The organism is Enterobacter cloacae complex sp. GYL001, from assembly GCF_049237125.1.
Taxonomy (GTDB): Bacteria; Pseudomonadota; Gammaproteobacteria; order Enterobacterales; family Enterobacteriaceae; genus Enterobacter; species Enterobacter hormaechei_C.
The window spans coordinates 383,771-400,011 of sequence record NZ_JBMKGW010000003.1 but is presented as its reverse complement, the minus strand read 5'-3'; the positions used below and the strand labels follow the sequence as shown (position 1 = coordinate 400,011).

The window sequence follows — 16,241 nt, the reverse complement described above, 5'->3', positions numbered from 1 at the left end:
CGGAATGCAGGGTTTTTCAGCCGGGCGCGATCCACCCGGCTGAAAACACAGTACAATTGTGGTTTGCCGTAGAGCTGGAGACGGGTGTGCGCCCCGACAAGTCATTAACCCCTTTTGAAATTCGGTTATACAAACATTATCGCGTGGTGCACGGTTGCCGCATTGCGCTGGCGTTTGTGTTGACCTTCGTACTGGTTCGTCTGCTGGATATCCCGGAAGGGACGTGGCCGCTGATCACGCTGGTGGTGTTGATGGGACCGATCTCATTCTGGGGGAACGTGGTCCCGCGCGCTTTCGAACGCATAGGCGGCACCGTTTTAGGCTCAGCGCTTGGGCTTATCGCCCTGAAGCTGGAGCTGATCTCGTTTCCGGTCATGTTGCTGTGGTGCGCGGTGGCGATGTTTCTTTGTGGATGGCTGGCCCTCGGCAAGAAACCGTATCAGGCGCTGCTGATTGGCATTACGCTCGCGGTTGTGGTCGGCGCACCGGCGGGCGATATGACCACCGCATTGTGGCGAAGCGGGGACGTGATCCTCGGCTCGTTGCTCGCCATGCTGTTTACCGGCATCTGGCCGCAGCGCGCCTTCCTGCACTGGCGCATTCAGATGGCAAACTACGTCACGGCATTTAACCGGGTCTACCAGGCCGGGTTTTCGCCGAATCTGATTGAGCGCCCGCGGCTGGAAAAGCACCTGCAAAAAATCCTCAATGATGTGGTCAAAATGCGCGGGTTGATTACCCCGGCAAGCAAAGAAACCCATATCCAGAAAGCCATTTTTGAAGCTATTCAGACGGTCAGCCGTAATCTGGTCTGTATGCTTGAACTGCAAATCAATGCCCACTGGGCCTCACGCCCCAGCCATCTTCTGATGCTCAACGCGCATACGCTGAAAGAGACGCAGCAGATGACGCAACAAACCCTGCTGACCATCGCCCATGCGCTCTACGAAGGTAACCCACAGCCGATACGGGCGAACAGCGAGCGGCTGAACGAAATCGTCGCCGAGCTTAAACAGCTGATGAATGAGCGCCAGGGCGACAATGTGGCGGAAACGCCCATCCATGGCTATGTCTGGCTGAGTATGGAGCTGGCGCGACAGCTGGAGTTGTTATCGCAGCTGATTTGCCGGGCGCTGCGCAAATAAAAAGCGTATGTGATGCCTGCTGCTTCGATTCAGCAACAATTAGGGTTATGATGGTTTTAAACGATATACTCATTGTCATTCGCAGCCGCTGTCTGTTAAAACGGTTGCTTTAACGAATCCGAATCTCACATTATCAGGGGTGTAAAAATGGAAACTACCAAGCCTTCGTTCCAGGATGTTCTGGAGTTCGTCCGCCTGTTCCGCCGCAAAAACAAGCTACAGCGCGAAATCCAGGACGTAGAGAAGAAGATCCGTGACAACCAGAAACGTGTCCTGCTGCTGGACAACCTGAGCGACTACATCAAGCCTGGCATGAGCGTTGAAGCTATTCAGGGCATCATCGCCAGCATGAAGAGCGATTATGAAGATCGCGTTGATGACTACATCATCAAAAACGCTGAGCTGTCCAAAGAGCGTCGCGACATCTCCAAGAAGCTGAAAGTGATGGGCGAAATCAAAAACGTCGACGCTAAAGGCGAGTAATCGCACACTCTGTTGCCCGGTGGCGCTGCGCTTACCGGGCCTACAGGGCTGTTATCACGTAGGTCGGGTAAGGTGAAGCCGCCACCCGATAATTTCACGAACGCAAAAAAGCAAAAAGCCTGCTCTAAAAGCAGGCTTTTTAAATTTGGCTCCTCTGACTGGACTCGAACCAGTGACATACGGATTAACAGTCCGCCGTTCTACCGACTGAACTACAGAGGAATCGTTGTGGAGGCTTATCTTAGCGGCGAAAAAACTTTTGTCAAACCTGATCTCAGGCAAAAGCGTTTGTTTGATGATTCTGTCGTCATTTTGTTGTAAATCCAAACATAATTTTATGGAAAATACTTTGCAGGATACGCATTTCTGCCCCATCATTTGAAATGGAGTTTCAACTTTCTCTCTAAGGTCCATTTTGAACGTCACCGCACCCCTACGCCAGGCGATTATGCGCACGCCCTGGTATGCAAAACGTAAGAGCTATCGAGTTCTGTTCTGGCGTGAAATCACCCCCCTTGCCGTGCCTATTTTCCTGGAGAATACCTGCGTCCTGCTAATGGGGGTGCTGAGCACCTTTCTGGTGAGCTGGCTCGGTAAAGAAGCCATGGCCGGGGTAGGGCTGGCGGACAGTTTCAACATGGTTGTGATGTCCTTCTTTGCCGCTATCGATCTCGGTACGACGGTGGTGGTGGCGTTTAGCCTGGGCAAGCTTGATCCGAAGCGTGCCCGCGAAGCGGCCAGACAGTCGCTGATGATCATGACCCTCTTTTCGATCATCCTTGCGGCGGTTATCCATTATTACGGCAAAGAAATTATCGACATTGTCGCGGGAGAAGCGACCAGCGAGGTGAAGGATCTGGCTCTCACCTACCTGGAAATGACGGTGCTGAGTTATCCGGCGGCTGCCATCGCGCTGATTGGTAGCGGTGCGCTTCGTGGAGCAGGAAATACCAAAATTCCGCTGCTGATCAACGGCGGCATGAACATCCTGAACATCATTATCAGCAGCGTTTTGATTTACGGCGTCTTTTCCTGGGAGGGGCTGGGCTTTGTCGGCGCGGGTTTAGGCCTGACCATTTCCCGCTATATTGGTGCGGCGGCGATAATTGGCGTACTGATGGCGGGAATTACGCCATCGCTGCGCCTGACGCTGAAAAGCTATTTCCGTCCGCTTAACTTCGCCATTATCTGGGAAGTGATGGGGATCGGGATTCCGGCCAGCATCGAATCCGTGTTGTTTAACGGTGGGAAACTGCTGACGCAGATGTTTGTTGCCGGGATGGGAACAGACGTCATCGCCGGCAACTTTATTGCCTTCTCCATCGCCTCACTCATTAACCTGCCGGGAAACGCGCTGGGGTCGGCGTCGACGATCATCACCGGCAGACGTCTCGGAAAGGGGCAGATAGGGCAGGCGGAACGGCAACTTCGGCACGTCTTCTGGCTTTCAACTATTGGACTGACGGCGATTGCGTGGGGAACTGCGCCTTTTGCCGGGCTGATGGCCTCGTTCTATACGCATGAAAATGACGTGAAAGAGGTCGTGAAGGTGCTCATTTGGCTCAACGCGGCGTTTATGCCAATTTGGGCCGCGTCCTGGGTACTTCCTGCCGGGCTGAAAGGGGCGCGCGATGCCCGGTTTGCGATGTGGGTCTCCATGCTCGGCATGTGGGGCTGTCGCGTTGTGGCGGGCTACACGCTGGGGGTAATGTTGGGTATGGGCGTTGTCGGCGTCTGGCTGGGGATGTTCCTTGACTGGGCCGTGCGCGGGGCGCTGTTCTACTGGCGCATGGTGAGCGGGCGCTGGCTGTGGAAATATCCGGGAAAAAAACCGGAGCAGGAGGTTTCGGAAACGGCAAGTGCCTGACAAATGTGCGAAGTGGAGAATAAATCGGCAAACGATTGAAAATCTGCATTCACCCTTTGACATCCTCAGGGCGCATCGATAATATGCGCCCCGTTCACACGATTCCTCTGTAGTTCAGTCGGTAGAACGGCGGACTGTTAATCCGTATGTCACTGGTTCGAGTCCAGTCAGAGGAGCCAAATTTAAAAAGCCTGCTTTTAAAGCAGGCTTTTTGCTTTTCTGCGTTCGTGAAATTGTCGGGTGGCGCTCCGCTTACCCGACCTACGGAATCCCAGGCCGGGTGAGTGGGTCCTTGTTATCAGCGGAACGGTGGCTCATTGAAGGTGCGCAGCTTGCGGGAATGCAGTTTGTCGCCCTCTGCACGCAGTAAATCGATGGCGCGAATACCAATCTGAAGATGCTCTGAGATCGCCCCTTCGTAAAAACGGTTCGCCTGGCCCGGCAGTTTGATCTCGCCGTGCAGCGGTTTATCGGACACGCACAGCAGCGTGCCGTAAGGGACGCGGAAGCGATAGCCCTGCGCGGCAATGGTGGCGCTTTCCATATCGATTGCGACCGCACGGCTGAGATTGAAACGCAGGGCGGAGGCGGAATAGCGCAGCTCCCAGTTACGATCGTCGGTGGTGACGACCGTACCGGTACGCAGGCGCTGCTTCACCTCTTCACCCGGCATGCCGCTCACCTCTTTGGTGGCGTCGTACAGGGCGCGCTGCACTTCAGCGATACTCGGGATAGGAATATCCGGCGGCAGAACCGCGTCAAGGACATGGTCGTCACGCAAATAAGCGTGGGCGAGGACGTAATCGCCAATCAGCTGACTTTCACGCAGGCCGCCGCAGTGGCCGATCATCAGCCAGACGTCCGGGCGCAGTACCGCCAGATGGTCGCAGATGGTTTTCGCATTCGACGGGCCAACGCCGATGTTAATCAGCGTAATGCCCTGACCGTCGGCGGTGATCAGGTGCCAGGCTGGCATCTGGTGCTTTTTCCACGCCAGGTCGGAGATGGCCTCTTCCGGTGCTTCGGTTTCGGCGGTGATCCAGATCCCGCCCGCGCAGGAGAGGGCGATGTAAGGGCTGTCCGGATCGAGGATCTGGCTACAGCCCCAGCGGACAAATTCGTCCACATAGCGGGTGTAATTGGTAAACAACACGAACGGCTGGAAATGTTCGGCTGGGGTGCCGGTGTAGTGGCGCAGGCGTGCCAGCGAGAAATCGACACGGCGGGCATCAAAGTGCGACAGCGGTGAAAACTCTGCCGGGTGATAGATCCCGTCCGCCGTCTCATCGCCAATCTGCGACAGCTCAGTGGTCGGGAAGTGGCGGGTCAGCCCCGCGCTCATGGAGCGATCCAGCGTCAGCGCTGAACCGTCTATCACGTACGGGTAAGGGATCTCGTGCAGGGACGGTTCAACGCTGATATGCGCGCCGTAATCCTGATACAGCAGGGTAAGCTGCTCTTCCAGGTAGGGGCGGAACAGCGCAGGTCGCGTGATGGTCGTGCTGTAACAGCCGGAGTGGGTGAAACGCGCATAGGCGCGGGTTTTCGGATTGCTGCTGGCGCTGCCGTCCCAGGTGACAGAGAGCGATGGATAAACAAAAAGGCCCTGGGTTCTGGCCTTTTCATCGGGAAGTTTCCCTGTTTCGATATAGTCACTGATGGCGCTGCGCAGTGCATTGACGGACTGTTCATACAGCGCGTCGAGTTTTTCCAGCGCCTGAGCCGGGGTCAGGCTGGAGCCCTTATTATTCATGTCTGTCTCCTTGTTCCACAGGTGTGCGGCTTTACCCGATAGTATGTCACACGCCTGTGAAACAAAAGTGAGGAGATCAGCTGTGCGCGGTTTCCTTCATCAACAGGGCGGTGGCGGCAGAAAGCAGGCAACCCGCCAGCAGATAAATCGCCACGCTATGCCAGTTACCGCCCGAGAACGTCACCAGCGCGGCGGCGATAAACGGCGTAAACCCACCGCCGACCACGCTCGCCACCTGATATCCCACGCCCGCGCCGCTGTAACGGTAGCTTGCGCCAAACAGCTCGGTAAACATTGGCTGCTGCACGCAGACCACCATATCGTGAGCGATGTTCGCAAGCATGATCGCGAAGAAGACAATCCAGAAGACCGACTGTGCCTCCAGCGCCATAAAGAACGGCCAGGCGCTGAGTGTGCCGATGAGCGCCCCGGTGATATACACCCGTCGACGGCCAAAGCGATCCGCCAGCCAGGCGAAGCAGGGGATGGTCAGGCAGCTGATCCCGCCCACCACCAGGCCAATATTCAGGAACAATTCCCGCGGCAGGCCGAGGTTTTGCGTGGAGTAGTTCAGGGCAAAGGCGGTGACGATATACATCGTTAGCAGTTCGCACAGGCGCAGGGCAATGATTTTCAGAAAAGCGCCAGGGTGCTGCACCAGCGCTTCCATCACCGGCAGCCGTTTCTTCGCGACCGGTTTTTCGCGCTGCTGCCGTTCAAACTCAGCCGACTCTTCCATGCCGTTACGGATCCACAGGGCCACCACGACCAGCACAATGCTGAAGATAAACGGAATACGCCAGCCCCAGCTCAGGAACTGCTCGTCTGTCGTGAGCTGGCTTATTAGCGACACCAGGCCCGTGGAGAGCAGCAGACCCACGCCATAACCCACCTGCACGCCGCTGCTGTAAAACGCTTTCTTATTCTTCGGCGCGCTTTCCACGGACAGCAATGCCGCGCCGCCCCATTCGCCGCCGACGGCAAAGCCCTGAATGGCGCGCAGCGTCACCAGCAACACCGGAGCCCACCAGCCAATTGAGGCAAAGGAGGGCAAAATACCGATCAGCGCGGTGGCAATGCCCATCATCCAGACGGTGAGCATCAGCATACGTTTCCGGCCAAGGCGGTCACCGAAGTGGCCGAAAATTATCCCGCCCAGAGGACGAAACAGAAAACCGACGCCGAAGGTGGCAAACGCAGCAAGCGTGCCCATGGCGGGGCTGATCTGGGGAAAGAATTCACGGTTAAAGACCAGCGCAGCGGTAATACCGTAGAGCAGAAAGTCATACCAGTCGACGACGGCGCCTGCGAAGCTACCTAAAGCGGCGCGGCGGGCGCGGTTAAGCGAAGGTGTCTCCTCGTTGCGGCGAGCGGAGATAAGGGTGGAGTCCATAGTTGTCCTGTCTGTACTGATTTTTAATTATTGGTATAAGAAAAGGTCACTCACATCACGGCCGTCATATTGACGGAATGTATGAGACTACCGCGACAGGCGGCCTGAGAAAACGTTTTTATCTTTCCTGAAAGCGCAGAATAAATAAATTTCATCTTATCGGGCGACAACATAAATCAGCCTGTTTGGCTCCGGTTAGGGCTGAATGGTTTACAGTAATAACGATCGCTGCGTGACGTAAGCTGAGGGTATAACGATGCAACGCCTCTTTCCTGCACTGTGGGTAGTCCTGTTTTTAGTCGTATCTCCGCTGCATGCGGAGCCGAAAGTCTATGGCGAACAGCGTATTCACCGCTGGTGGGATGCAGTAACGGACGATATTGCGCAAACCTGGGAACAGCCGGATCGTTACGATCTCTACCTTCCGTTTCTGAGCTGGCATGCTCGATTCATGTATGACAAAGAGAAAACCGACAACTACAACGAAATGCCGTGGGGCGGGGGGCTGGGCGTGTCCCGCTACAACGACGAGGGCAACTGGAGCGCGCTCTTTGCCATGATGTTCAAAGATTCACATAACGAATGGCAGCCTGCGATGGGCTACGGCTGGGAGAAAGGCTGGTATCTGGATAACGCAAAAGATTTCCGTCTGGGGCTGGGGGCCGCTGCGGGGATCACGGCACGCGACGACTTTGCCAACTATGTCCCGCTGCCGTTTATCTTCCCGCTTTTCTCTGCCGGATATAAGCGCGTCACCGTCCAGTTCACCTATATTCCCGGGACCTACAACAACGGCAACGTGCTGTTTGCCTGGCTGCGCCTGGGCTTTTAGAGGGTGATCACTTTTTTGGCCACTGCGTTGGACAGGATCAGCAGCGAAAACAGGACCGACGTAACAAACGTAAGCACAATCAGAGCAAGTTTGGTGCTCAGGGACGTCACCGGAATGAGCGCGGTCAGCAGGTGAAACACCGAGTAGTGCATAATATAGACCCCGGTCATGGTTTTGCTAATGGCGGCCAGCACGGACTCTTTAAACTCCGCATTGCGGCGAAAACGCACGCCGTTGGCCGCAATCACCAGGGCAATAATCAGAATGTAGATTTGCGATCCGGTGAGAATAAAGGCGTTTCTGTCTGCTTTAAATAGCGCAAAAAAGAAGTGCCGTTCGTAAAACCACGTGAAGAGATAAATAAACGGTATGGCGATGACCGCTGCCCTGACCACATTTTTGCGGCCGATCCACGCCGCGATCTGCGGATCGCAAAAGAGCTGCCCCGTCAGATAAAACAGCAGCCACGTCCACAGGCGATACTGCGGCGACAATGAAAGGACGTGGGCATCAGGATAGAGGGCTGACAGCAAATCGTACCCGTATGAGAAAAGCAGCAGGGCGGCAATCACCCCGCAAAAGAGCGTTCGTCGCTGGCTGAGCCACTCCACCACCGGGTGAAACGTGTAAATCACGATAAACGCGAACACGAACCAGGGCTGGATCAGATATCCACGCTGATAGGGCTCCCACAGGTAGTAAATCGTTACCCAGAACAGAAAGACGATCACCAGGCTTTTGATCTTATCCAGCTGCCAGCGCGTGCCGTGTCGGGATTGCCCGTCCAGATACCCTGCAACCACAAAAAATAACGGCGTGGCGATGGTCGAAATGAAGGTTAAAAAACCGAGGATCCAGTGATAGTCATAATCGTAATGATCCCAGGTGTTGTAGATGGTGAAAAAGGTAACCGCCGTCATACACCCCAGCGTCTTGATGATATTCAGCCCTGTCGCATTCATTGTTGTTCAGCTTTGTCCTTACGATGGAAACACGCGTAAATTACGGGGAGTACCAGCAGCGTCAGGATTGTAGCAAACCCAAGCCCAAACATAATCACAACGGCCATGCTCTGGAAGAACACATCCAGCAGCAGAGGGGCGAGGCCGAGTACGGTCGTAAAGGCGGTGAGGAGGATGGGACGCAGGCGCGACGTGGCGGCGTAAACGATCGCACTGTGCTGATCCTGCTGCACTTTCTGCTGTTCTATCTCTTCCACCAGCACAATGCCGTTGCGGATCAGCATCCCGCTCAGGCTCAGCAGGCCAATCAACGCCATAAAGCCAAAAGGGATGCCGGTAATTAAAAACCCCGGCGTCACGCCGATCAGCGCCAGCGGCACGGTCAGCCAGATGGCGACGGCGTTTTTCACCGAACTGAACATCAGCACCGTGATCACAAACATCACCAGATAGCCGAGCGGCAGCGTGGTAAATAGCCCCTGCTGCGCTTCGCTGGAGTTCTCCGCGTCACCGCCCCACTCAATGCTGTAGCCGTGGGGCAGGGGCAGGGCATCAATTTGTGGCTTCACGCGGGCGAGAATATCGCCGGAGGTTTGCTGGCTTAGCGGGTCAGGGTCGGTCTGCACGGTCAGCACGCGGGAGCGGTCACGGCGAAGGATCAGCGGATCTTCCCACTCCAGCGCGAAGCCGCTGATGACGTTGCTCAGCGGAATATACTGCTGCCGGGTCTGGCTCCAGACCAGAACGTTATTCAGGTGATTGGCGTCCAGCCGCTCGCTTTCCGGCGGGCGCACCACCACGGGCAACAGGTCGCTGCCTTCTCTGTACAGTCCTGCCCGACTGCCGGAGAAATTCATCTCCAGTGCGTTATCGACGTCCTGCTTATCCACGCCAAGCTCACGTCCCAGCGCGGTGACGTACTGCGGGCGGATCACTTTGCTGCGGTTTTGCCAGTCGTTCCTGACGCTGTCCGTCGCCGGATCGCGCGTAAGGATGTTGTCTACCTGGCTGGCGATCAGACGCAGCCTGTCCGGATCGGGGCCTTTAATACGTATTTCAATGGCGCTGTCGCCGGAGGGGCCAAACATCACCCGCTTCGTGCTGGCGTTAACCTGCGGATAGTTCCGTGCGATGTATTCATCCATGTGGCGGGTCAGGGCGGGGATGTTACGCTGGTCGTCCATTCTCACCATAATTTGCGCATAGTTGCTGTACTGCCGCTGTCCGCTGTAGGTCAAAATAAATCGCATACTTCCCTGACCAATCGTCGAGACCGTAGTTTCCACGCCTGGCTGGCCGTTAATGGTTTTCTCGATATCACCGGTCATCTTCTCGGTCCAGTTAATGTCGGTACCGTAAGGGAGCCAGAGGTCGACAAAGAAAATTGGCGTACTGGAGGAGGGGAAGAAGTTCTGCCGCACCGAGCCAAAGCCCCAGATGGCGGCGGCCAGCAGTGCGGCCATCACTACCAGCGTTGGCGCTTTACGCCGTAACAGCGCGTTGAGTACCCCCTGATAGATCCGATAGATGCGTTTGTCATAGGGATCCGTTTCGTCGGCCTTTGGCGGTGCAGCATCTCGTTTAAACAGCCACCACTTAATCAGCACTGGCGTAATGGTGAGGGCTGAGAACCAGCTCAACATGAGCGAAATCAGCAGAACCTGAAACAGCGACTTACAGTATTCGCCAGTGGAATCCTGCGACAGCCCGACGGGCGCAAAGGCCAGGATGGCAATGACCGTCGCTCCCAGCAGCGGCAGCGCAGAACGGCGAATAATGTCGCTAATGGCGTTCATCAGGGACGAGCCCTGCTGCCGGGCTATCAGTACCCCTTCGACAATAACAATGGCATTGTCGACCAGCATGCTGAGGGCGATGATCAGCGCACCCAGTGAAATGCGCTGTAGTTCAATACCCCAGAGATACATGATCAGCAGCGTGCCCAGCACGTTGAGGGCGAGGGAAAAGGCAATAATGATCCCGCTGCGTAAGCCCATAAAGATCAACAACACGCCGATGACAATTGCCAGCGCCATCAGGAAGTTAATGATAAATCCGTTAACGGAATGCCCGACCTCCGCCGCCTGATCGTAAAACAGGTCGATATGGATACCTGCCGGTTTCTCGGCTGACATCTGCTCTAGCTTCGCCTCCAGGGCATGTCCCACGTCGATCACGTTAACGCCGGGGATAAAGGAGACGCCCATGGTGACGGCTTTTCTGCCGTTGGCATGGTAGATGCTGGCAGGGGACGCATCCAGCCCGCGTGACAGGGTGGCAATATCCCGTAAGCGGGTAGCCGCCCCAACGCCGGGCGGGGTCACGATGAGATCGGCCAGCTCGTCAATACTTTCGAATTCACCGGTAGGATGCAGACGAATTGACTCGGTACCGGAGGGGATCTCTCCCGCGCTGGAGACCACGTTCAGCCTGCTGAGCTGGGCAGAAAGCTGGTTCAGCGTTATCCCGCGCGCGGCCATTTTGCTCAGAGAAATGTCCACGTTAATCTGCTGAGTGAGGGCTCCGCCGATGGCCACTTTGCCCACGCCTGGCACGAGGACCAACTCCCGGCGCAGCAGCTCGGCATACCGGACCAGTTCCGGATTGCTGAATTCATCTCCGGAAATGGCAAAGAAAAAGCCGAACACATCGCCAAAATCGTCATTCACAAACGGGGTCACTACGCCGGGTGGAAACTGTCTGGCGGCATCTCCCACCCGGCGACGCAGTTCATCCCAGATTTGCGGCAGTGCATTTGAGTGGTAGCGCGAGGCTATATTGACCGTGATCTGCGACAGGCCGCTGGAGGAGATGGAGCTGACGTTATCCAGATAAGGTAACTGCTGAAGCGCATTTTCCAGCGGCAGGGTGACCTCTTCCTCAACCTGCTGCGCCGACGCGCCCGGATAATGGGTGATCACCACCGCCGTTTTGATGGTAAACGCCGGATCTTCCAGTCTGCCAATGTTCAACAGGGCAATAATGCCGCCTACGCCCAGCAGCAAAATCGTCAGCCAGACGCGAACCGGGTTGCTGATAAACTGACGAGAGATATCCATTACAGTCCCCGTTCACGCGTCCAGATACGTACCGGCTGGTTGGGATGTAGCTCCCCAACGCCTGCGGCCACCACGCGTTCACCGGCCTTAAGCCCACCGACGATGACGACCCCCTCAGCGCTGACTTGCCCCACGCTGACCTTACGATCTTCAAGGTGCAACGTATCGCCTTCGCCCGTCACCACCCAGACATGTGGCTCATTGCGCGGGCGGTTATCCGGGTTAAAGACCGCTTCAACCGGCACTACCAGCGCCTCACTGCCCACACCAGCCGGAAGGTTGGTTAAATTGATGGTGACCGTTCCGCTGACGCCGCCCACGACGGGAAAATCATCCGGGCGGGGCATGGTTAAAATCACCTGCCAGGTCAATGTGTTGCTGTCGCTACTGCCTGAGTGCTCTTTGTACACAGCGGTAAACTCGCGACCGGGCAGGGCGTTGATCCTCACTACCGGTTTGTACTGCGCATTGCGAATATCGAAGGTGTTAAACAGGTTCTCTGGAAGGCTGAACACCACGTCCAGCAGATCGGTACGGGTCAAAGTGACGACGGGCTGGCCGGCGGAGACGACCTGATGATTTCGCACATGGACGCTGGCCGCTGTCCCGCCAAAGGGGGCGACGAGCGTCATCTGGCTTAATTCTTCGCGCGCAATCTGTAGCGCGGCGTTTGCTGAATCGCGGTTGGCGCGCTGGACATCCATCTCGGCTTTCGACACGGCCTGGCGTCCCGCCAGGGTCTGGAAGCGGTCGAATTGCCGCTGAGCCAGGGTCGCCGCCGTTTGCCTGTCGTTCAGGCGCTGCCGGGCTTCACGGGCGTTGAGGCTGGCGAGTCGTTGCCCCTGTTTGACAACGGCACCCTGGCGAATGTCCAGGGTCTCAATCTGCCCGGCTCGTTTGAACGCGAGATCCGTGGCGTCGCCGGATTCAATACGGGCGGGAAACACGCGCTGCTGCGCGTTGCCGGCCTTGACCACCTCTGCGACTTTTACCATTTTCGGCAGGGGCGCGGCGCGGTCGGGTTTCGGATCGCACGCCGTCAGCAGCAATAAAACAGCAGGCAGAAGAGAGAGGTAGCGCTTCACAGTATTCCCCTGATAATAATTGTTTTATTTATTTCGTCATCAATGCTGGGGTGGCGCTATTCTGCCAGGGCCGAGACGACCACATAGGTAAATAAACCGATTGCTGTGCTGGCGATAATGGCGAGCGCAATAAACAAACCAAGGCGAATCAGGCTTAAACCGTACATGCATTCCTCCATGAGGTTGAAGGTGGCGCGGGATAAAGAGAATAAACGTGTTGCATGCCTGACTATGAGCATAGTCGGTGAATAAATAAATGTTAAATAACCATTATTAGTGGCGTGACATACTCAGGCGAAACAAGCGTTACGATGGTGTAACCCTTTGAATAACATCCTGATATTCCTGTGCTACGTTTAATAGCATCCATTCCTTTTTTCCGTAAAAGGCATTCACGCCTGTACCCATGGGTTTGATGCGATCTCTCCTGATTCACTCACTGTTGTGTTGGTTATAAAAGGATGCTTGATATGTATAAAACGATTCTGGTGCCGGTGGATGTATACGAAACAGCATTGTCTGATAAAGCGCTACAGCATGCCCAATTCCTGGCGCAAAGCGCATCGGGTAATGTCCATCTGCTGTACGTTATGCCAAAGTTCTCGGCGGAACTGACCCGCGGTTTTATTGCAGACGCGAGAAAGATGGATGAATATATGATTAATAATGCTAAAGAAAAACTGGCTGCGCTGGTAAAAAAAATCAACCTGCCGGAAGCAAATGTCCATCTACATGTTCGCAGCGGGAATATACGTGATGAGGTAATCAAACTGGCGGATGAGCTTAACGTCGGTGCGATTATTGTGGGATCACGTAATCCAAATATTCAAACTCATTTATTAGGGTCAGAGGCGGCGAGTATCGTTCGTTACGCGCATGTTCCTGTTTTCGTTATTCGTTAATGTCATGAAAGCAAGGTGATTTCTGAAAAGAACCCGAGGAAGGAACGATGATAACAGAAAAGCCTCACCGTCCGTATTATCAACAGACCGTTGATGAAACCCTGACAAATATCCAATCCAGCCTCGACGGACTTAGCAGTACAGAAGCCACCGCCAGGCTGGAAAAATACGGTGAAAATGCCTTACCGCAAAAACCGGGTAAACCTGGCTGGCTGCGCTTTCTGGCCCATTTCAACGATGTCCTTATTTACGTCCTTCTGGCGGCGGCGCTGCTGAAGCTGATAATGGGACACTGGGTGGATATGTTTGTCATTCTTGGGGTAGCCATCATTAACGCCCTGATTGGCCATATTCAGGAGAGCAATGCGGAGAAATCGCTGCAAAGTATTCGCAATATGCTCTCCAGCGAGGCTGTGGTCATCCGGCAGGGCAACCATGAAACTATCCCGACGACAGCACTGGTGCCCGGAGATATCGTCGTGATACGCGCCGGGGATCGCATTCCTGCCGATCTTCGCGTGACAGAGGCGCACAATCTGCGGGTGGAAGAAGCTATTCTCACCGGCGAATCCACGGTAGTGGAGAAAAGCAGCGATGCGCTCCACGGGGAGTTGCCGTTAGGCGACCGTTACAACCTGCTTTATTCTGGCACCACCGTCAGCTCCGGCGGCGGAAAAGGGCTGGTGGTGGCGACCGGTGGGGAGACTGAACTCGGCCATATCAACCAGATGATGTCAGACATTGAAAAACACCGTACCCCGTTAATGGTGCAAATGGACAAGCTCGGCAAGACCATTTTTATCACCATTCTGGTGATGATGCTGGCGCTGTTCGTTTTCAGTCTTATCTTCCGTGATATGCCCGTATCAGAGTTGGTGCTGTCGCTGATTAGCCTTGCGGTGGCGGCGGTGCCGGAAGGATTACCGGCCATTATCTCGATCATCCTCTCGCTGGGCGTGCAGGCGATGGCGCGTCGCAAGGCGATTATTCGCAAGCTGCCTACCGTGGAAACGCTGGGGGCGATGACGGTTATCTGCTCGGATAAAACCGGCACGCTGACTATGAATGAGATGACGGTAAAAGCGGTGATTACCGCGGACACCACCTACCGCGTGGACGGAGACAGCTACGAGCCGGTGGGCGCGATTCACCCTGTTGACGATCCGACACCGGTCACCGTGACCCCGGGATCTGTGCTTGAGCGCTATCTGCGCACAGTCGATCTCTGTAATGACAGCCAGCTGATCAAAGATGAGCAGGGGCTGTGGAAAATCACCGGCGGTCCAACCGAAGGCGCGCTGAAGGTGCTGGCGGCCAAAATCCCGCTTCCGGCAATTGACGCCGAGTTGCGCAGTAAAATCCCATTTGATTCGCAATATAAATACATGTCCACCCTCTATCGCCTGGGCGACGAAGAGGTGATGTTAATCACCGGTGCGCCGGACGTCCTTTTCCGTCTTTGCCAGCACCAGCAGACCCAAAACGGGCTGGAGCCGTTCAACCTGCACTATTGGGAAGAGAAGATTGAAGAGTATGCGCGCGAAGGATTGCGCATGGTGGCTGCGGCCTGGAAACCGGCTGCCAGCGGGCAGCGCGAGCTGACGCATGCGGATCTGCAAGAAGGGGTCATACTGCTCGGCATTGCGGGCATGATGGATCCCCCGCGCCCGGAAGCCATTTCGGCCATTGCCGACTGCTTGCAGGCGGGCATTCGCGTGAAAATGATTACCGGGGATCATCCACAAACGGCGATGAGCATTGGACAGATGCTGGGTATTGGCAACGCGGCGAGCGCCATTACCGGGCGCGAGCTGGAGGCGATGGACGACCACCAGCTGAGCGAGGCGGCGCAAAAATACGATATCTTTGCCCGCACCAGCCCGGAAGATAAATTCCGCCTGGTGCAGGCGCTGCAAAGTAAGCAGGAAGTGGTCGGAATGACCGGGGACGGGGTGAACGATGCGCCGGCGCTGAAGCGGGCGGATGTCGGCATCGCGATGGGGATCAAAGGTACTGAAGTCACCAAAGAAGCCGCCGATATGGTGTTAACGGATGATAACTTTGCCACCATTGCCCGGGCGGTCCATGAAGGGCGTCGGGTCTACGACAACCTGAAAAAGACCATTTTGTTCGTTATCCCGAGCAACATCGCCCAGGCCTTGCTGATCATTATTGCCCTGCTGGCGGGGAACCTGATCCCACTAACGCCGGTACTGATCCTGTGGATGAACATGGCAACCTCGGCAACGCTGTCGTTTGGCCTGGCGTTTGAAGCGGGTGGGAAGGACATCATGAACCGGCCGCCGCGTAAGTCTAACCTGCATGTGATGGACGGTTATGCCATCTGGCGAGTAGTGTTTGTCGGCCTGATGATTGCCATCAGCGCCTTTGTGCTGGAGGCCTGGCTGCAACCACGCGGCTACTCACCGGAGTTTATCCGCACCGTGTTGCTGCAAACGCTGGTCACCGCCCAGTGGTTTTACATGCTCAACTGCCGCGTCACCGACGGCTTCTCCCTGAGTAAAGGTCTGCTGGCTAACAAGGGGATATGGATCGTGAGCGGCGTACTTCTGGCCCTTCAGCTTCTGATCATCTATGCGCCGTTCATGCAAATGCTGTTCGGTACCGAAGCGCTACCGTTCCGCTACTGGATCATTACCTTCCTGATTGGGTTTGCGATGTTCATGATTGTTGAAGCAGAAAAAGTCCTTACCCGGAGATGGCGCACGACGAAAAGATGACTGAATGAGTAGGCTAAGC

General features: G+C 55.6%; 11 protein-coding genes and 2 tRNA genes. 7 read left to right on the top strand and 6 right to left on the bottom strand.

Going from position 1 to position 16,241, the window contains the following annotated elements:
* Positions 1-86 precede the first annotated feature (86 nt).
* Both ACOTWU_RS09355 and ACOTWU_RS09350 read left to right on the top strand, forming a co-directional pair.
* The gene (locus ACOTWU_RS09355; protein ID WP_126499105.1) at positions 87-1,145 is read left to right on the top strand and encodes an FUSC family protein; all 1,059 of its coding nucleotides are present in this window, start codon (positions 87-89) and stop codon (positions 1,143-1,145) included.
* Between the two features lie 147 nt (positions 1,146-1,292).
* Positions 1,293-1,628, top strand: a complete 336-nt coding sequence (locus tag ACOTWU_RS09350; RefSeq protein ID WP_000450410.1) for a DUF496 family protein — start codon at positions 1,293-1,295, stop codon at positions 1,626-1,628.
* A 146-nt stretch (positions 1,629-1,774) separates the two neighbouring features.
* Here ACOTWU_RS09350 and ACOTWU_RS09345 read toward each other — a convergent pair.
* A tRNA-Asn gene (locus tag ACOTWU_RS09345) sits at positions 1,775-1,850 on the bottom strand.
* Positions 1,851-2,076: 226 nt separating this feature from the next.
* On the opposite strand from ACOTWU_RS09345, the gene emmdR reads away from it, so the two are divergent.
* Both emmdR and ACOTWU_RS09335 read left to right on the top strand, forming a co-directional pair.
* Complete coding sequence (gene emmdR, locus ACOTWU_RS09340) at positions 2,077-3,495, top strand: multidrug efflux MATE transporter EmmdR (RefSeq protein WP_232964225.1); 1,419 nt, start codon at positions 2,077-2,079, stop codon at positions 3,493-3,495.
* A 103-nt stretch (positions 3,496-3,598) separates the two neighbouring features.
* Positions 3,599-3,674: transfer RNA gene (locus ACOTWU_RS09335), tRNA-Asn, on the top strand.
* A gap of 119 nt (positions 3,675-3,793) precedes the next feature.
* Here ACOTWU_RS09335 and ACOTWU_RS09330 read toward each other — a convergent pair.
* Positions 3,794-5,248 (bottom strand): AMP nucleosidase, encoded by a 1,455-nt coding sequence (locus ACOTWU_RS09330; RefSeq protein ID WP_015572404.1) that lies wholly within the window; start codon positions 5,246-5,248, stop codon positions 3,794-3,796.
* 76 nt (positions 5,249-5,324) lie between these two features.
* Positions 5,325-6,641: a shikimate transporter gene (shiA, locus tag ACOTWU_RS09325; RefSeq protein ID WP_017383305.1), complete on the bottom strand. Its 1,317-nt coding sequence runs from the start codon at positions 6,639-6,641 to the stop codon at positions 5,325-5,327.
* A 256-nt stretch (positions 6,642-6,897) separates the two neighbouring features.
* Here shiA and pagP point away from each other — a divergent pair, with 256 nt between their 5' ends.
* Positions 6,898-7,473: a lipid IV(A) palmitoyltransferase PagP gene (gene pagP, locus ACOTWU_RS09320; protein ID WP_003859516.1), complete on the top strand. Its 576-nt coding sequence runs from the start codon at positions 6,898-6,900 to the stop codon at positions 7,471-7,473.
* Here pagP and ACOTWU_RS09315 read toward each other — a convergent pair.
* The 3 genes from ACOTWU_RS09315 to ACOTWU_RS09305 are packed head-to-tail and all read right to left on the bottom strand — an operon-like array spanning position 7,470 to position 12,579.
* Positions 7,470-8,393, bottom strand: coding sequence for an acyltransferase (locus ACOTWU_RS09315; protein WP_026080612.1), 924 nt, complete (start codon positions 8,391-8,393; stop codon positions 7,470-7,472). The genes pagP and ACOTWU_RS09315 overlap by 4 nt on opposite strands.
* Positions 8,394-8,431: 38 nt before the next feature.
* Positions 8,432-11,494 (bottom strand): efflux RND transporter permease subunit, encoded by a 3,063-nt coding sequence (locus ACOTWU_RS09310; protein WP_126499107.1) that lies wholly within the window; start codon positions 11,492-11,494, stop codon positions 8,432-8,434.
* The gene (locus ACOTWU_RS09305) at positions 11,494-12,579 is read right to left on the bottom strand and encodes an efflux RND transporter periplasmic adaptor subunit (protein ID WP_164554790.1); all 1,086 of its coding nucleotides are present in this window, start codon (positions 12,577-12,579) and stop codon (positions 11,494-11,496) included. The genes ACOTWU_RS09310 and ACOTWU_RS09305 overlap by 1 nt, the downstream gene beginning before the upstream one ends.
* Before the next feature lie 470 nt (positions 12,580-13,049).
* Here ACOTWU_RS09305 and ACOTWU_RS09300 point away from each other — a divergent pair, with 470 nt between their 5' ends.
* On the top strand, positions 13,050-13,481 hold the full coding sequence (locus ACOTWU_RS09300; RefSeq protein ID WP_003859525.1) for a universal stress protein: 432 nt from the start codon (positions 13,050-13,052) through the stop codon (positions 13,479-13,481).
* 47 nt (positions 13,482-13,528) lie between these two features.
* Positions 13,529-16,222: an HAD-IC family P-type ATPase gene (locus ACOTWU_RS09295; RefSeq protein ID WP_252049266.1), complete on the top strand. Its 2,694-nt coding sequence runs from the start codon at positions 13,529-13,531 to the stop codon at positions 16,220-16,222.
* Positions 16,223-16,241: the final 19 nt, after the last annotated feature.